Genomic DNA, 15,831 nt, shown 5'->3' with positions numbered 1-15,831 from the left:
ATGAGGTGGATGACATGAATCAACGTCGCTTCTCCGACCCCGCAGAGGAGCAAGAAGTTGCCGCCGCCGCCGATCGCCGCGGCGCCGATCGCTATCGTACCGTGTGGCGGATTGCCAAGATCGTGCGAAATGGCGACGCGGGCCTTTGGCGCGTCCGCAATATTTCAGACCGGGGGATGATGCTCGCGGCCGACGTTCCGATTACCGTTGGCGAGAAGCTGGAAATCGCGCTTTCGGATACCGTCGTCTTGCAGGGCGAGGTCGTCTGGTCCGACGCGGGGCGGTGCGGCGTCGAATTCGACAAGGCGGTCAATGTCGCCGATGTGCTGAAGCAATTGGCGGCCGAACAACGCGCCACCGGCTATCGCCAGCCGCGCCTGCCGGTGCGCACACAGGCGCAGGCGGTGACCGATGAGGGGACGAGCCAGATCGAGCTGGTCGATATGTCGCAGAACGGCGCGGGTTTTGTCCACGACGGCCATTTGGAGGTCGGCAAGGAGCTCGAACTCGTGCTCGCGGGCGGCGTCAGGCGCAAGGCCATCGTCCGCTGGTCGCGTGCCGGGCGCGGCGGCCTTTGGCTGACCCAGCCGCTCGACCGCGCCGATCTCGAAAGCATCCATCGCTTCGAAAGCTGAAACTCAAGATGCGCCGCGAGCGATCTTTGCCCACGGATTAAGATCGGGTTCGGCGATCTTCGCCAGCCGGTTGCGGTCGCGATGCAGGAAAGGCTCGGCCTGGCCTTTGACGATCAGCGTGGTGTCGGAGACGTAGCTCCATGTCCCGTCGTCGTGGAAATCGACGCTGATCCGATAGCTGTCGGTGCGGAAGGCGAGGTCGAGGAAGGTCGTCGAGCAGATTCCATATTCGGTCTGGCCGCGCTCGGCTTTCAGCACCAGCTTCTTCGCATCGGGTTCGGCGTGGCCCGCCGCAATCGCAATCTGCCCGCGCGGGATCGCGAGCGTCTGCAGGATCAGTCCGGTCGCCGCCTCATACAGCCAGTAACCGACCTGGTCGTGGAAGGTAATATCCTCTTCGCGCGTGTTGATATGAAGATGGTAGCGCAGCCCATAGAAAAGCTGCGGGCCGTTCGCCTGCGGGTCGATCGGCTGCATTTCGATCCGCTCATAATATTGGCGCGTTTCGGGGCCGTCGGCCTTGGGATTGATGTCGACCCCGCGCTGTCCTTCCCAGATGCCCGCGAGGCGGCGCAATGGGCCGAGGTTGGCGAGCGTTTCGGGATCGACATCCTCGGGCTCGGTGAAAATATCGTCGGGTAATTCCATCGCTCGCCCCCAGCCGGTTCAGATGTCTTCGACGAGCCGCCCGTAAAGCTGCGGCCGGCGATCGCGGAAAAAGCCCATGCCCGCACGATGCTTCGCCGCGCGGTCGAGGTCGACCGTCTCGACCAGCACGCCGGTTTCGCTGGCGCCAAATTCCCGGGTCAGGTCGCCCCATTCGTCGCTGATAAAGCTGTGGCCATAGAAATTGGCGTCGCCCTCGGTCCCGATGCGGTTCGCGGCGATCACCGGCATGCAGTTCGACACGCTGTGCCCCTGCATCGCGCGGCGCCACATGCGGCTGGTGTCGAGATCGGCGTCATAGGGTTCGCTGCCGATCGCGGTCGGATAAAAAAGCAGCTCGGCCCCCATCAGCGCCATCGCGCGCGCGCATTCGGGATACCATTGGTCCCAGCATACGCCGACGCCGACGCGCGTCCCGAACACGTCCCAGACCTTGAAGCCCGTGTTGCCGGGCCGGAAATAATATTTCTCTTCGTAACCGGGGCCGTCGGGGATGTGGCTCTTGCGGTACGTTCCCATGATCGCGCCGTCGGGCCCGATCATCGCGAGCGTGTTGTAATAATGCGGCCCGTCCTTCTCGAAAAAGCTCGTCGGGATTGCGACCTTCAGCTTCGCTGCGAGCGCCTGCATGGCGATCACGCTTGGATGCTCGATCGTCGGGCGCGCGGAGGCGAAGAGTTCTTCATCCTCGACCTGGCAGAAATAGGGACCTTCGAAAAGTTCGGGCGGCAGGATGACCTGCGCGCCTTTCGCGGCGGCCTCCTCGACGAGGGCTGACACGGCCTCGATATTGGGCTGAACGGGACCGGGCAGGGGAAGCTGCAGCGCGGCGACGGTGATGATGCGGGTCATATTTTCCCTATGCCGGAAGCTGCTGGCTCGAGCAATGGAAGCTGCCGCCGCCGGCGATGATCCCGCGCGCAGGGACACCGGCCGCGCGGCGGTCGGGGAACAGCGCGGCGAGGGCGTCGACCGCCGCGACGTCGTTGGCGACGCCATAGGCGGGCACGACAACGACGCTGTTGCCGATGTAGAAGTTCATATAGCTCGCCGCAGCGATTTCGCCGTCCACTTCGACGCGGCCGGGCGAGGGCAAGTCGACGATCTCGATCCCGCCGAACGCCGCGGTGCGCGCGCGAGCATCGGCGTAGATATGCGCGTTGGGGTCGTCCTCACCCGCCGCGACGGGCAGCGCGAGGCGCCCTTCGCCGACGAAGCGCGCGAGATTGTCGACATGGCCGTCGGTATGATCGCCGACCAGTCCATTGCCGAGCCACAGCAGCCGATCGATGCCCAACGACTGATGGAGCCGCACCGCAATATCCTCGCGCGTCAGCGTCGGGTTGCGGTTCATGTTGAGCAGGCATTCCTCGGTGGTGACGCAGAGCCCGGTGCCGTCGACGTCGATCCCGCCGCCTTCGAGTATCCAGTTCTGATCGTCCACGGGCAAGCCCGACCCGGCGGCGAGCGCTGCGCCGACTTCCCGGTCGCCCGGCATGACGAATTTCTCGCCCCACCAGTTGAACTTGAAATTGCGCGCGCGCCGCGCGGCGCCGGTGCCCGCGATGATCGGCCCGGTGTCGCGCAGCCAGATGTCGCCGAGGGGCTGGATCAGGATGCGCACACCGGGGTCGACGAGCGCGGCGGCGATATTCGCCTGCCGCTCGTCGTTGACCACCAGCCGCACCTCTTCGCCCTTGCCGCCATCATGGACGGCGTTGGCGAAGGCGGCGACATCGGCCCGCGCGGCGTCGATCTGCCCGGCCCATTCCTCGGCGAGGTGCGGGAAACCGATCCAGACGGCGTCGTGCGGCGCCCATTCGGCGGGCATTCTTAGCGTCATGGGCGCTCGTCCTCTCTTTCGTCATTGCGAGGAGCGGAGCGCCGCGGCAATCCAGAGTGGCTTAGAACCGCCCTGGATTGCTTCGCTTCGCTCGCAATGGCGAAGCTTTATTTCGCAGCGGCGCGCGACTTGTCGCGGGCGGCGCGGAATTCGTCGCCTTCCACCCAGTTCGGCCACGCGTCGGTCATCGCCAGCATGCGGCCCGCGGCGTAATAGAGGCGCAGGTCGGCGAGCATGCCGTCCCAGTTGGTGATCGCCTCATATTCGTCGCCGGGGGCGTGGTAGCGGTTCTTTTCATAATCTTCCGACGCCTTCTTGCCGGCTTCCTTGCCGCCTTCGACCAGATCGTCGCCGCTGCCGAAGTTGAACATCGGCACGCCGAGCTTGGCGAAGCTGAAATGGTCCGAACGATAGTAGAAGCCCTTTTCGGGGGTCGGCTCGTCGACGACCGGGCGCTTCGCTTCGCCCGCGATCTTGGTCAGATAAGCGTCGAGTTCGGACTTGCCGCGGCCGACGACGACGATGTCCTTCGCCGGGCCGATCGCGTTGAGCGCGTCCATGTTCACGCCGCCGACCGTCTGCGCGAGCGGGAAGACCGGATTTTCGGCGTAATATTTGGAGCCGAGCAACCCCGATTCCTCGGCGGTGACCGCGAGGAACACGATGCTGCGGTCGGGCGCGCCCGCCTTGTGGAAGGCCTGCGCGAGCGTCACAAGGCCGGCGATGCCGCTCGCATTGTCGACCGCGCCGTTGCAGATGTCGTCGCCATTGACGGGGGTGCAGCGGCCGAGATGGTCCCAATGGCCGGTGTAGAGCACATATTCTTGCGCGCGCTTCGCCCCCGGCAGCACGCCGATGACGTTGCGCGACATCTTCTTCGAAATCGCGTTATCGAAGCCGAACGACGCTTTGACGCCGGTCAGCGCGATGGGTTTGAAGCCCTTTTTCTTCGCGGCGTCGCGCATCTTGTCGAAGTCCTGCCCGGCGCTCGCGAAGAGTTCCTTCGCCTTGGCAAGCTGGATCCAGCCGTTTGCGACGGTCTGGTCGGCGCCGCCATTCTTGCTCTCGGCCAGATAATTGGTGCCGGTGTTGCTCGATTCGACGACGTTCCAGCCATAGGCGGCGGGCTCGGTGTCGTGGACGATCAAGACCGCCGCGGCGCCCTGGCGCGCCGCCTCCTCATATTTATACGACCAGCGGCCATAATAGGTCATCGCGCGGCCGTTGAATTCGCCCTTGGCTTCCTTGGTCTGCCAGTCGGGATCGTTGACGAGGACGACGACGGTCTTCCCCTTCACATCGAGCCCGGCATAGTCGTTCCAGCCCTTTTCGGGGGCGTTGATGCCATAGCCGACGAAGACGACGTCGCTGTCCTTGACCTCGGTCTTCGGCTGCACGCGATAGCTGAACGCGACATAGTCCTTGGCATATTGCGCGGTGACGGGCGCCTTGCCGCCGGTGAAGGTCAGCGGGGTTGCGTTCTTCGCGGTGATCTCGACCAGCGGCACGTCCTGCGTCCACTTGCCGTTGTTGCCGGGTTTCAGCCCCGCTTCCTCATATTTCTTGATGATATAGGCGACGGTCTTTTCCTCGCCCGGCGTGCCGGGGGCGCGGCCTTCATAGGCATCCGACGACAATTCCTTGGTCACTTCCTGCAACGTCGCGAGCGACAGTTCGGGGACCTGGACGTCGGGAAGCGCGGCCGCGGAGGTCGCCGCCTCGTCGGAGCTGTTGCACGCGGCAACGGTCAAGAGGACCGCAACGGCTGCGGCTGTTCGGGGGAAGCGAAGCATGGAAATTCCTTGGGTTTTCGAATTCGACCGACGGGCTTGTGCCAGCCGCGCGCCGCCCGTGCAAGCGCGGCTTGGGAGCCGTGAATCTTCGGCCTTGGAAATTGCGCGGCACCTATTTAGCAGTCGGGGAACAGGGCCGGATAATAGGGGGATAGGGGATGCGGGGTCGCTTGTTGTGTTTGATAGGTATCGGGCTTGTCGCCAGCGCGGTGCAGGCGCAGGAAAATGACCTCCAACGCCGGTTCGGGACGCTCGACGGGATAACACAGGTCAGCCTGTCGCCCGACGGCCAGCGCATCGCGTTCGTCGCGCCGAACAAGGGTCAGGCGAACGACCTGTTTGTCGTCGAGATCGCCGACGGCGCCGCGCCGCGCCGCATCCTTCGCGCAAGCGGCGATCCCGAGATTTTGCAATGGTGCCGATGGGCGACCGACGCGCGCCTGGTCTGCGAGATCGGCGGACGGCAGAAGATCGGCGAATTCATCTACGGTTTCACATCCTTGCTCGGCGTCGATGCGACCGGCGGGAACGTCAAGACGCTGAGCACGCGGCGCGGCGCCAATGCCGTTGGCATCGATTTTCGCGGCGGCAGTGTCATCGACTGGCAGCCTGGGCCGGCCGGCAGCGTCTTGGTCATGCGCAGCCATGTTCCCGAAGCCAACCGCCAGTCGGCGTCGCTGATCACCAAGGATGAGGACGGAATGGGCGTCGATCTGATGGACGCGGCCGAAGGAACGGTCAAAGTCGTCGAAAAGCCGCGCCGCGATGCAGTCGAATATATCACCAACGGCAAGGGCATGGTCCGCATCATGGGGACGCAGGGGATGGCTGGGCAAACCGGAAATCTGAGCGGCCAGATACGCTATTTCTTCAAGCGCCCAGAGGGCGGCGACTGGCAGCAGCTTTCGACCTACGACATTTTGTCGCGCGAAGGGTTCGATCCCTGGGCGGTCGATGCCGCAAGCAATCGTGCCATCGGTTTCGGCAAGATCGATGGCCGCAAGGCGGTCGTGGCGGTCAGTCTCGATGGCACGGGTAAGGGCGAAACGCTGTACCGGCACCCCGAAGTCGATGTCGATGGACTGGTTCGCGTCGGCCGCGACCGGCGGGTGGTTGGTGCAACCTATGCCACCGAACGCCGCCATATGGTGACGACCGACACCAATGTCGCTGCGATGGCGAAATCGCTGTCGCGCGCGCTCGGCGGGCGGGAAGTCTATTTCATCGACGCGTCGGCTGATGAGGCGCATTGGCTGATATGGGCGGGGTCGGACGTCGATGCCGGCCGCTATTATCGCTACACGCCTGCCGCGAAACAGCTGCGTCCGCTCCTCGACGACCGACCACTCCTGGCGGGGCAGGCGCTTTCGCCGGTGAAGGCGATCCGCTATCCCGCCGCCGACGGTACGATGATTCCCGGCTATCTGACGCTGCCGCCGGGGCGCAGCGATGCGAAAGGGCTGCCCGCGATCGTCATGCCGCACGGCGGCCCGTCAGCGCGTGACGAATGGGGATTCGACTGGCTCGCGCAATATTTCGCGCAGGCCGGCTTTGCGGTCGTGCAGCCCAATTATCGCGGCTCGTCGGGCTATGGTGACCAATGGTATCAGAATAACGGGTTCCAGTCGTGGAAGGCCGCTATCGGCGACGTAACCGATGCCGGCCGCTGGATCCTTGCCGAAGGCGCCGACCCTGCGAAACTGTCGATCGTGGGCTGGTCCTATGGCGGCTATGCTGCGCTCCAGTCGGGGGTCGTCGCGCCCGATCTGTTCCGGTCGATCGTTGCGATCGCGCCGGTGACCGATCTGGTCGAGATGAAGAATGAGAGTGCGAAATATACAAGCGGCGCCATTACACGCGACTTCATCGGCTCGGGCCCGCATGTTCGCGAAGGGTCACCGGCGCAAAATGCCGGACGCATCGAGGCTCCGGTCCTGCTGTTTCACGGCACGCTCGACCAGAATGTCGATGTCGAGCAGTCGCGGATCATGCGGCGCGCGCTGGCCTCTGCCGGGAAAAAGGCGGAGCTCGTTGAATATCCGGGCCTCGCGCATAATCTGAGCGACAGCGACGCGCGGACCGCGATGCTGGGCCGGATCGCGCAATTCCTGCCGCACTGAACGAAAAGGGGCGGTCCGGCAACGCGCCGCCCCGCGTTTTCTTGATGACGCTGCCAGCAAGGCACCAAAGTCGCTTGAAAAATTCTCACCGATCTCCAGTCTGGGCCGCCTGCAAGACCAACGGGGAAGGGGCTTCAGTTGAAACCAATTATGACGGGGCGCAGTGCGCTCTCACTTTGTGCGCTGGCGATGACGTTGCCGGCGCTTTCCAATGCCAATGCGCAAGGTTCGATCGACAATGCAGCGCGTTTCGGCGCGCTCGAATCGATCCGCGACGTCAGCCTGTCGCCCGACGGAACCCGGATCGCCTTCATCGAAAATGGCGAGAAGCTGATGCGGCGCCTGTTTGTCGTCGATACGACCGAGGGAGCGATGCCCAAGCAGATATTGTCGAGCGATGGTGAAAACGGCTTTTTGAGTTGGTGCGGTTGGGTGACGAGCGCGCGGCTTGCGTGTCAGACGTTCCACCGCGACAGGCGTGCCGGGGAAATCGTGGGGGCGAGCAACATCATCGCGCTCGATGCAGCGGGTGGCAATCTGAAGGCGCTCAGCAACCGGCGCAGCGCGCGCTCGCTCTATTCCGATTTCCGGGGCGGAAACGTGATCGATTGGTCGGCGTCGGATAATGGGTCGTTGTTGATGACCCGCTCCTATGTTCCGGAAAACAACACGGGGACCGTAATCGCCAGCCGGGGCGAGGGATTGGGCGTCGACCGCGTTGACGCGACAAACGGGTCGAGCAGCCGCGTCGAGGCACCGAACCGCGATGCCATCCATTATCTCTCGGACGGCCATGGACAAGTTCGCACCATGGCCACCCATGAATGGCTGCAAAATAGCGGTCAGATGAGCCCGACGATCCGTTTCCTTTATCGCACGAAAGGCGGTGGAATCTGGAAACCGCTGTCCGATTATGACATCGCGACCGAAAAGGGCTTCTATCCGCTTGCGATCGACCCGGCGACCGATCGGGTCTTCGGCTTGCAGTCGGTCGACGGGCGAAAGGCGGTCGTCGCGACGTCGCTCGACGGAAGCGGCACGACAACGACGATTTTTGCGCACCCGGAGGTCGATGTCGACGAGGTCATTCGCGTCGGCCGCAACGGGCGCATCGTGGGGGTTTCCTTTGCGACCGATCACCGCCAGTCGGTCATGACCGACCCGGCCATCGCCAAGATGACCAGTGCGCTGTCGAAAGCGCTCGGCGGCAAACAGATCATGATCGCCGATGCGTCCGCCGACGAAAGCCGATATTTGATCCGGACCAGTTCGGACATCGATCCGGGTCAATATTTTCTTTTTGATTCAAAGTCGAAGTCGCTGCGTCCATTGCTCGGCGAGCGTGACGCGCTTGCCGAGCTGACGCTGTCGCCGGTCCGTCCGGTCCGTTATCCTGCCGCCGACGGCACGATGGTTCCTGGCTATCTGACGCTGCCACCCGGCCGCAACGATGCGAAAGGGCTGCCGGCGATCGTCATGCCGCACGGCGGGCCCTCGGCGCGCGACGAATGGGGCTTCGACTGGCTGGCGCAATATTTCGCGCAAGGCGGCTACGCCGTGCTTCAACCCAATTTCCGCGGTTCGTCGGGCTATGGCGACAGCTGGTATCAGAAAAACGGGTTTCAGTCGTGGAAGACGGCGATCGGCGATGTGACCGATGGCGGAAAATGGCTGGTGTCGGCCCAGGGTGCCGATCCGGCGAAGCTTTCGATCGTCGGCTGGTCCTATGGCGGCTATGCTGCGCTCCAGTCGGGGGTCGTCGCGCCCGATCTGTTCCGGTCGATCGTCGCCATCGCGCCGGTGACCGATCTGGAGCAATTGCGAACCGAAGAGGCCGAGGACGGCGGCGGGGCGATCAATGCGCGCTTTATCGGCACGGGCCCGCATATCCGCGAAGGATCGCCGGCGCAAAACGCCGCGACGATCAAGGCGCCGGTGCTCATGTTCCACGGCACCTACGACCAGAATGTCCGTGTCGAGCAGGCGCGGACGATGAAACGCGCGCTCGAAGCCAAGGGCAAGCGCGTCGACCTGGTCGAATATCCCGAACTCGCGCATAGTCTGGAGACGAGCGAGGCGCGCACCGACATGCTGCGCAAGATTTCGGCCTTCCTGCCGAAGTAACAAAAAGGGGCGGCCCGTCGCCGGACCGCCCCTTTTGAATTTTGTGATCGAACCGATCAGCGCGAATAGAATTCGACGACCAAGTTGGGTTCCATCTTCACCGGATAGGGCACTTCGTCGAGCGTCGGGACGCGGACATAGGTCGCCTTGGTGCCGTCGACCGCCAGATATTCGGGAAGGTCACGCTCGGGAAGGCTCTGCGCTTCGGCGACCAACGCCATTTCCTGCGCCTTCTTGCCGAGGGTCACTTCGTCGCCCGGCTTCACGAGGCGGCTCGCGATGTTGCACTTCACGCCGTTCACATAGACGTGGCCGTGACTGACGAGCTGGCGCGCCGAGAAGATCGTCGGGGTGAACTTCGAACGGTAGACGACCGCGTCGAGGCGGCGCTCGAGCAGGCCGATCAGGTTCTGGCCGGTGTCGCCCTTCATGCGCGACGCTTCGAAATAGTTCTTCTTGAACTGCTTCTCGGTGATGTCGCCGTAATAGCCCTTCAGCTTCTGCTTCGCGCGGAGCTGGATGCCGAAGTCCGACATCTTGCCCTTGCGGCGCTGGCCGTGCTGACCGGGGCCATATTCGCGGCGGTTGACCGGGCTCTTCGGGCGACCCCAGATGTTTTCACCCATCCGGCGGTCGAGTTTATACTTGGCGCTCTGGCGCTTCGACATATGTCGTCTCCAACTTGCTGTGTGCCGAAGGATTTCGGCGGTTCCCGGGTCGCACCATATGGGCTGATGCCATATGCGACCGCCGCTTCACCGGGGTGCGGGGTCCATTGCGAAGGCGCGCGGTTAGACGGGGAGGGGCGCAAAGTCAAGCCGTGCCGCACCGGATCGACGCCTATCTCGACAGCGCCGAAAAAGCCGCTAAAGGCAGCGCGCATGACCTCCGCCAAGCTTCCCGACCAATGCGAAACGATGATCGACGTGCGCGCCGGGGTCGATCAGGTCGACCGCGAGTTGGTCGCGCTGCTCGTCCGCCGCTTCGGCTATATGGACGCCGCGGCGCGCATCAAGACCGATCGCGGCACCGTGCGCGACGAAGCGCGCAAGGCCGAGGTTCTCGACAATGTGGCGCGCGAAGCCGAAGCCGCCGGACTGGCGCCCGCGCGGCTGAGAGCGGTGTGGAACGAACTCGTCGAACAGTCGATCGCCTACGAAGCGGCCGAATGGGACCGCATCCGCGCCGATCGCTGAGCCGGCGCTTCAGTTGGCGGCGCCGCCGATCGGCGGCGCCGTGTCGGCGCGCTCGGCTTCGGGTGCCGGCTTCGCGGGTTCGGCGACCGTGCGGCAGACGCGCTTCGGCACATTGCTGCCCGACATTTCGATCTTTTCGCAAACCTTCTTGGGTTTGGCGGGCTTGGCCGGTTGGCTGGTGCTCGCCGACGGCGAGGATTCGGCCGTCGCCGCATCGAGCGATGCCGCGGACAAGCTAAGGGAAAGCAGTAAAGTTATCATGCGAATCAGTCTCCTGGATGCCCCGACTTATAGGCGAAGCGCGTTTTGGCCAAGAGAATCGGTGCGACGCATCATGCCGCGGTCAGGCGCCAGTCATCCAAAGGTTGCGGCAGGCGTCTGCCAAGCGGCTTCTATTTCTATTTCGCGTTGTTCAGCCGCTTGTTGATCGAGTCCGCCTGTCGGTTCCAATCTTCCTGGGTGCGGCATTCGCGTTCGGGCAAGCGGCTGCCGGTGTCTGCGAGGCGCCGGCAAATGAGTTTCGGTTTCGCTTTTTCGGGCTTTGCCGCGGTTTCGGTTGCCGGCTGGGTCGCGGGCGATTCGGCCGTCGCCGCCGAAAGGGCCAGCGAAATCATCAGAGTAAGCATCGATCATTCTACTCCAGGGAGGGATGCTTCCCGTTATCGCGGCCTCGGCTTTCTGCCAAGAGTGGTAATGATGCCGTGCATCATCCGGATGTCGTTGTGCGACCAGCCGGTCTTGGTGAGCGCGGTGCGAAGCGTGCGCAGCGTCGCATCGGTCCGTTCGGGCGGGACGAAGTAGCCGCTTGCGTCGAGGTCGCGCACCAGATGCTGGATCAATTCCTCCAGTTCGGCATGCGGCGCCGGGGGATCGAGCGGCACGTCGGGCGGGCTCGCGAGCGCGATACCTTTCGACCATTCATAGGCGAGCAGGATCACCGCCTGCGCCAGATTGAGCGATCCGAATTCGGGGTTGATCGGCACCGTGACGATCTTGTGCGCGACCGCGACGTCATCGGTTTCGAGGCCCGAGCGTTCGGGGCCGAAAATATAGGCCGAGCGCCCCGCGTCGGCATGGACTTCGCGCGCCGCCGCTTCGGGGGTCAGCACAGGCTTGATGACGCCGCGCTTGCGCACCGTGGTCGCATAGATGGTGGTGCAGTCGGCGACCGCCTCGGCGAGGCTGCCGAAAACTTTCGCTTCGGCGAGCACGATGTCGGCGCCGGCCGACGCCGGACCGGCGTCGGGATTGGGCCAACCGTCGCGCGGGGTGACGAGACGCAGTTCGGTCAGCCCGAAATTGAGCATCGCGCGCGCCGCCTTGCCGATATTCTCACCAAGCTGCGGACGGACAAGGACGATGACGGGGGGGGGTGCGGTCCTTCGAGACGCGCCTTCGCCGGGGCTCAGTCGCTCCTCAGGACGAACGGAGGTGGAAGACTTCCGCTCGTCCTGAGGAGGTGCGGAGACTGAGCTTGGCGAAGGCTCCGTGCCGTCTCGAAGGACCTTGGCTCGACTTGCAAGCCTGCGGATAGTCGTCCAGTCTCTGTGAATCAGCGCTTCCTTTTTGGCGCGAGACCAACCTTTGATCTGACGTTCCGCTTCCAGAGCCTCGATCCGCGACGGTAAGTCAGCGCTCCACACCAATTCGACCGGTCGTCTCGTTGCCGTGTAGCCGGGGATTTCTCCCGATTGATGTTGTCCGATGCGATATTCCAGCTGATCAGTATGGCCGACATAATAGCTGCCATCACGGCATCGGAGCATATAGGCCCAAAAGGTCATTGCTTTTGCTAGCTCTTGTGCGCCGCTTCGGTCACCGAAGACGCGAATTCCTCGAAATCCCTGGCTTCGGTGAACTCGCGGTAAACGCTGGCGAAGCGGATATAGGCGACGCTGTCGAAGCCCTTCAGCGCTTCCATCACCATCGCGCCGATCTGTGCAGCCTGCACCTCGCTCTCGCCCGAGGTTTCGAGCTGGCGCTGGATGCCCGACACCAGGCGTTCGATGCGCGCGCCGTCGATCGGCCGCTTGCGGCACGCGATCTGGATGCTGCGCATCAGTTTCTCGCGATCGAAGGGTTCGCGCCGGCCGTCGGCCTTGGTTACCCCGACTTCGCGCAGCTGGATGCGCTCGAACGTGGTGAAGCGCGCGCCGCAATCCTCGCACTGGCGGCGGCGGCGAATCGCGGCGCCGTCCTCGGTCGGACGGCTGTCCTTCACCTGACTGTCTTCATGGCCGCAATAGGGGCAACGCATCGGTCAGCGTTTCACCCGGCTGTAAAGCGCGATCGCGGCACCCGCGAACAGGCCGACGGGCCATGTGACGACCGGGAGCAATATACCCGCGACCGCGCCGATTGCGCCGCCGGTCAGCACGGGCTTCGTCGAGGGATGCTTGATTCCCTGCTTACCCATCGCCTTGACCTCTTCGATCGTAACCTCGACCAGCGTCGGTTCTTCGGGGTGCTGCCGTGCCATCGCCTCAGCCCTGATAGATGGGGAAGCGTTCGCAGAGCGCGCGGACGCGGCCCCGAACATTCGCTTCGACGTCGGCATCGCCATGCTCGCCCTTGTCGCGCAGCGCCTCGAGCACGTCGGCGACCATATCGCCGATTTCCTCGAACTCGGCGATGCCGAAGCCGCGCGTCGTGCCCGCGGGCGACCCGACGCGGATGCCGCTGGTCTTCACCGGCGGCAGCGGATCGAACGGAATGCCGTTCTTGTTGCACGTGATTGCCGAACGCTCGAGCGCCTCGTCGGCGTCGCGGCCGGTGATGCCGAGCGGGCGCAGGTCGATCAGCGCGAGATGCGTGTCGGTGCCACCCGCGACGACATCGGCGCCGCGCGCCTTGAGGCGGCCAGCGAGCGCCTGCGCATTGGCGACGGTTGCCTTGGCATACTGCTTGAACTCGGGGCGCAGCGCCTCGCCGAACGCGACGGCTTTCGCTGCGATGACGTGCATCAGCGGGCCGCCCTGCAGCCCGGGGAAGACCGCCGAATTGATACGCTTCGCGATCGCTTCGTCATTGGTCAGGATCATGCCGCCGCGCGGACCGCGCAGCGTCTTGTGCGTCGTCGTCGTGACGACATGGGCATGCTCCATCGGCGAGGGATGGACACCGCCCGCGACGAGGCCCGCGAAATGCGCCATGTCGACCATCAGCAGCGCGCCGACGTCATCGGCGATCGCGCGGAAGCGCGCGAAGTCGAGCGTGCGCGGATAGGCCGAGCCGCCCGCGATGATCAGCGCGGGGCGATGCTCCTTCGCCAACGCCTCGACCTGGTCGAAATCGACGAGATGATCGTCGGCGCGCACGCCATACTGCACCGCGTTGAACCATTTGCCCGACATCGCGGGCGGCGCGCCGTGGGTCAGGTGCCCGCCGGCGTCGAGGCTCATGCCGAGGATCGTCGCGCCGGGCTTCGTCAGCGCGAGCATCACCGCGCCGTTCGCCTGCGCGCCCGAATGCGGTTGGACGTTGACATAGCCGCAGTCGAAAAGCTGCTTGGCGCGGTCGATCGCGAGGGTTTCGACCTCGTCCGACGGCGCGCAGCCCTGATAGTAACGGCGGCCGGGATAGCCCTCGGCATATTTGTTGGTGAAGACGCTGCCCTGTGCTTCGAGTACTGCTTTCGAGACGATATTCTCGCTCGCGATCAGTTCGATCTGATACTGCTCGCGTTCGAGTTCATGCTTTATCGCCGCCGCGACCGCGGGGTCGACGGTGCCGACGCCGTCGGTGAAATAGCCTGCCGATTTGATGGGCTTGTCGAGCGTTTCTGTGGTCATCGGCTGGTCTCCAGTTGCGGCGGATTCGAAAGCTTGTCGACGCGGCGCGCGTGGCGATCGCCGGCGAAATCGGTGGTCAGGAAGGCATCGAGGCACGCCTTGGCCATGTCGATGCCCGTCAGGCGGGCACCCATCGCGATGACGTTCGCGTCATTATGCTCGCGTGCCAGCTTCGCCGACAGCGGCTCGTCGACGCGCGCGCAGCGGGCTGCGGGATTGCGGTTGACCGAGATCGAAATGCCGATACCCGACCCGCAAAGCGCGACGCCGCGTTCGGCGCGGCCGTCGGCGATCGCTTCGGCCAGCGCATAGCCATAATCGGGATAATCGACGCTGCCCGGGCCATTGGTGCCGAGGTCCTCGACCTCGTGGCCCTTTTCGCGCAGCCAATCGGCGAGCTGGGCCTTCAGCTCATAAGCGGCGTGGTCGGAGGCTATGGCAATGCGCATCGGCGCGGCTCCCGCAAAGCGTTAGGGAATCGATGAGGGCGCTTTAGGCCAAGCGGTGCGGCTTGGCCATAAGCGAGGTGGCAAATTTGTGACGCGATCGATAAAGCCGCCCTATGTCCGATACGATCATCTCCGTCCTGATGCTGACCGGCGTCGTCCTGACCGGTGGAGCCGCCTATGTCTTTCGCATGGGCGACCGGCGGCGCGCGCTGCTGATGCTCATCGCCGCGCTGGTGATGTTCGCCAACGTCGCGATCTGGCTGGTGCCGGTGAAGTAGCAAAGATCCTCCCTGCCGCCCTTCGGCTGGCCGGCAGGCCGGCCGCTCAGGACAGGCTGCCCTTTGGGCAGCGGTGGGGAGGGGGACCGTCCGCGAAGCGGATGGTGGAGGGGTGGGCGTCCTAAACCCCTCCGTCAGCGGCTGCGCCGCTGCCACCTCCCCATGCCTGCGGCACAGGGAGGAGCATTTTATCAGCGGATCGGCGAATCGGGCGCGAGCCGCATATCCAGATAGTTATCGAGCGACTTCATCAACTGGTCGAGCTCATGCTCGAAGAAATGGTTCGCGCGCGGGATCTCGTCGTGATGGATGGTGATGCCCTTTTGGGTGCGCAGCTTGTCGACCAGTTTCTGCACCGCGCTCGGCGGGACGATCTCGTCCTGCCCGCCCGCGACGATAATGCCCGACGAGGGGCAGGGGGCGAGGAAGCTGAAGTCGTACATGTTCGCCGGGGGCGCGACCGACAGGAAGCCGCGGATTTCGGGGCGGCGCATGAGCAGCTGCATGCCGATCCACGCGCCGAAGCTGAAACCCGCGATCCACGTCGTCTGTGCCTCGGGATGGATCGACTGGACCCAGTCGAGCGCCGAAGCGGCATCGCTCAGCTCGCCGATGCCATTGTCGAACGTGCCCTGGCTGCGGCCGACGCCGCGGAAGTTGAAGCGCAGCACCGCGAACCCGCGCGCGACGAAGCTCTTGTACATCGCCTGCGTGATGCGGTCGTTCATCGTGCCGCCGCCCTGCGGATGCGGGTGGAGGATCAGCGCGACCGGCGCGCGCGGGCGTGGCGGGGGCGAGAAACGGCCTTCGATGCGGCCCTCGGGGCCGGGGAAAATCACGTCGGGCATGGGAGCACCTCTTATCTTTTATGGCTGGCCGCCGAATCGCCGGGCTGGCAGGGTGGCGGAGCGAAGATGGCGCCTATATAGAAATTGC

The 15,831-nt window shown here is 64.3% G+C and carries 18 protein-coding genes; 5 read left to right on the top strand and 13 right to left on the bottom strand.

The features are described from left to right. Positions 1-14 precede the first annotated feature (14 nt). Positions 15-635: a PilZ domain-containing protein gene (locus V6M50_RS06920; protein ID WP_332817820.1), complete on the top strand. Its 621-nt coding sequence runs from the start codon at positions 15-17 to the stop codon at positions 633-635. Positions 636-638: 3 nt separating this feature from the next. On the opposite strand, the gene V6M50_RS06915 is transcribed toward V6M50_RS06920, so the two are convergent. The 4 genes from V6M50_RS06915 to V6M50_RS06900 all read right to left on the bottom strand — a co-directional run bounded on the left by V6M50_RS06915 (position 639) and on the right by V6M50_RS06900 (position 4,937). Continuing rightward, positions 639-1,283, bottom strand: a complete 645-nt coding sequence (locus V6M50_RS06915) for an FABP family protein (protein WP_332817819.1) — start codon at positions 1,281-1,283, stop codon at positions 639-641. 18 nt (positions 1,284-1,301) lie between these two features. Continuing rightward, positions 1,302-2,153, bottom strand: coding sequence for an N-carbamoylputrescine amidase (gene aguB / locus V6M50_RS06910; protein ID WP_332817818.1), 852 nt, complete (start codon positions 2,151-2,153; stop codon positions 1,302-1,304). A gap of 7 nt (positions 2,154-2,160) precedes the next feature. Continuing rightward, on the bottom strand, positions 2,161-3,144 hold the full coding sequence (locus V6M50_RS06905) for an agmatine deiminase family protein (protein ID WP_332817817.1): 984 nt from the start codon (positions 3,142-3,144) through the stop codon (positions 2,161-2,163). A gap of 107 nt (positions 3,145-3,251) precedes the next feature. Continuing rightward, on the bottom strand, positions 3,252-4,937 hold the full coding sequence (locus tag V6M50_RS06900) for a M28 family metallopeptidase (RefSeq protein WP_332817816.1): 1,686 nt from the start codon (positions 4,935-4,937) through the stop codon (positions 3,252-3,254). Between the two features lie 170 nt (positions 4,938-5,107). Between V6M50_RS06900 and V6M50_RS06895 the strand changes: the two genes are divergently transcribed. Further along, positions 5,108-7,057: a S9 family peptidase gene (locus tag V6M50_RS06895; protein WP_332817815.1), complete on the top strand. Its 1,950-nt coding sequence runs from the start codon at positions 5,108-5,110 to the stop codon at positions 7,055-7,057. Positions 7,058-7,195: 138 nt separating this feature from the next. Next, positions 7,196-9,181, top strand: coding sequence for a S9 family peptidase (locus V6M50_RS06890; RefSeq protein ID WP_332817814.1), 1,986 nt, complete (start codon positions 7,196-7,198; stop codon positions 9,179-9,181). Between the two features lie 56 nt (positions 9,182-9,237). Here V6M50_RS06890 and rpsD read toward each other — a convergent pair whose 3' ends face one another. Beyond that, positions 9,238-9,849: a 30S ribosomal protein S4 gene (gene rpsD, locus V6M50_RS06885; RefSeq protein ID WP_332817813.1), complete on the bottom strand. Its 612-nt coding sequence runs from the start codon at positions 9,847-9,849 to the stop codon at positions 9,238-9,240. Positions 9,850-10,062: 213 nt separating this feature from the next. Here rpsD and V6M50_RS06880 point away from each other — a divergent pair, with 213 nt between their 5' ends. Next, positions 10,063-10,377, top strand: coding sequence for a chorismate mutase (locus tag V6M50_RS06880; RefSeq protein ID WP_332817812.1), 315 nt, complete (start codon positions 10,063-10,065; stop codon positions 10,375-10,377). A gap of 9 nt (positions 10,378-10,386) precedes the next feature. Here V6M50_RS06880 and V6M50_RS06875 read toward each other — a convergent pair whose 3' ends face one another. The 7 genes from V6M50_RS06875 to rpiB form a co-directional block, all read right to left on the bottom strand. Next, entirely contained in the window at positions 10,387-10,638 is a 252-nt protein-coding gene (locus V6M50_RS06875) for a hypothetical protein (RefSeq protein WP_332817811.1), read from the bottom strand. A gap of 137 nt (positions 10,639-10,775) precedes the next feature. Beyond that, a complete protein-coding gene (locus V6M50_RS06870) occupies positions 10,776-11,003 on the bottom strand; it encodes a hypothetical protein (RefSeq protein WP_332817810.1) in 228 nt (75 codons plus the stop codon). Positions 11,004-11,036: 33 nt separating this feature from the next. Further along, on the bottom strand, positions 11,037-12,161 hold the full coding sequence (locus V6M50_RS06865; protein ID WP_332817809.1) for a TrmH family RNA methyltransferase: 1,125 nt from the start codon (positions 12,159-12,161) through the stop codon (positions 11,037-11,039). An 8-nt stretch (positions 12,162-12,169) separates the two neighbouring features. Further along, positions 12,170-12,634 carry a transcriptional regulator NrdR gene (nrdR, locus tag V6M50_RS06860; protein WP_332817808.1) on the bottom strand — a complete coding sequence of 155 codons (465 nt, stop codon included), beginning with the start codon at positions 12,632-12,634 and terminating at the stop codon, positions 12,170-12,172. 3 nt (positions 12,635-12,637) lie between these two features. Further along, positions 12,638-12,856 (bottom strand): hypothetical protein, encoded by a 219-nt coding sequence (locus V6M50_RS06855; protein WP_332817807.1) that lies wholly within the window; start codon positions 12,854-12,856, stop codon positions 12,638-12,640. A 4-nt stretch (positions 12,857-12,860) separates the two neighbouring features. Continuing rightward, positions 12,861-14,168: a serine hydroxymethyltransferase gene (glyA, locus tag V6M50_RS06850; RefSeq protein ID WP_332817806.1), complete on the bottom strand. Its 1,308-nt coding sequence runs from the start codon at positions 14,166-14,168 to the stop codon at positions 12,861-12,863. Then, entirely contained in the window at positions 14,165-14,617 is a 453-nt protein-coding gene (gene rpiB / locus V6M50_RS06845; protein WP_332817805.1) for a ribose 5-phosphate isomerase B, read from the bottom strand. Before rpiB ends, glyA begins: the two co-directional genes overlap by 4 nt. A 113-nt stretch (positions 14,618-14,730) precedes the next feature. Between rpiB and V6M50_RS06840 the strand changes: the two genes are divergently transcribed. Further along, the gene (locus V6M50_RS06840) at positions 14,731-14,895 is read left to right on the top strand and encodes a hypothetical protein (RefSeq protein ID WP_332817804.1); all 165 of its coding nucleotides are present in this window, start codon (positions 14,731-14,733) and stop codon (positions 14,893-14,895) included. A gap of 191 nt (positions 14,896-15,086) precedes the next feature. Here V6M50_RS06840 and V6M50_RS06835 read toward each other — a convergent pair whose 3' ends face one another. Further along, positions 15,087-15,743 (bottom strand): alpha/beta hydrolase, encoded by a 657-nt coding sequence (locus tag V6M50_RS06835; RefSeq protein ID WP_037510410.1) that lies wholly within the window; start codon positions 15,741-15,743, stop codon positions 15,087-15,089. Between the last annotated feature and the right edge of the window lie 88 nt (positions 15,744-15,831).

It is taken from the genome of Sphingopyxis sp. (genome assembly GCF_036675685.1).
Lineage (GTDB): Bacteria > Pseudomonadota > Alphaproteobacteria > Sphingomonadales > Sphingomonadaceae > Sphingopyxis.
Note: the sequence above shows the minus strand (reverse complement) of the source record. Positions and strands in the feature narration are given on the sequence as shown.

Coding starts and splice junctions, on each gene's coding strand:
- V6M50_RS06920 (WP_332817820.1), top strand. CDS start 15: ATGAATCAACGTCGCTTCTCCGACCCCGCAGAGGAGCAAGAAGTTGCC.
- V6M50_RS06915 (WP_332817819.1), bottom strand. CDS start 1,283: ATGGAATTACCCGACGATATTTTCACCGAGCCCGAGGATGTCGATCCC.
- aguB (WP_332817818.1), bottom strand. CDS start 2,153: ATGACCCGCATCATCACCGTCGCCGCGCTGCAGCTTCCCCTGCCCGGT.
- V6M50_RS06905 (WP_332817817.1), bottom strand. CDS start 3,144: ATGACGCTAAGAATGCCCGCCGAATGGGCGCCGCACGACGCCGTCTGG.
- V6M50_RS06900 (WP_332817816.1), bottom strand. CDS start 4,937: ATGCTTCGCTTCCCCCGAACAGCCGCAGCCGTTGCGGTCCTCTTGACC.
- rpsD (WP_332817813.1), bottom strand. CDS start 9,849: ATGTCGAAGCGCCAGAGCGCCAAGTATAAACTCGACCGCCGGATGGGT.
- V6M50_RS06880 (WP_332817812.1), top strand. CDS start 10,063: ATGACCTCCGCCAAGCTTCCCGACCAATGCGAAACGATGATCGACGTG.
- V6M50_RS06875 (WP_332817811.1), bottom strand. CDS start 10,638: ATGATAACTTTACTGCTTTCCCTTAGCTTGTCCGCGGCATCGCTCGAT.
- V6M50_RS06870 (WP_332817810.1), bottom strand. CDS start 11,003: ATGCTTACTCTGATGATTTCGCTGGCCCTTTCGGCGGCGACGGCCGAA.
- V6M50_RS06865 (WP_332817809.1), bottom strand. CDS start 12,161: ATGACCTTTTGGGCCTATATGCTCCGATGCCGTGATGGCAGCTATTAT.
- nrdR (WP_332817808.1), bottom strand. CDS start 12,634: ATGCGTTGCCCCTATTGCGGCCATGAAGACAGTCAGGTGAAGGACAGC.
- V6M50_RS06855 (WP_332817807.1), bottom strand. CDS start 12,856: ATGGCACGGCAGCACCCCGAAGAACCGACGCTGGTCGAGGTTACGATC.
- glyA (WP_332817806.1), bottom strand. CDS start 14,168: ATGACCACAGAAACGCTCGACAAGCCCATCAAATCGGCAGGCTATTTC.
- rpiB (WP_332817805.1), bottom strand. CDS start 14,617: ATGCGCATTGCCATAGCCTCCGACCACGCCGCTTATGAGCTGAAGGCC.
- V6M50_RS06840 (WP_332817804.1), top strand. CDS start 14,731: ATGTCCGATACGATCATCTCCGTCCTGATGCTGACCGGCGTCGTCCTG.
- V6M50_RS06835 (WP_037510410.1), bottom strand. CDS start 15,743: ATGCCCGACGTGATTTTCCCCGGCCCCGAGGGCCGCATCGAAGGCCGT.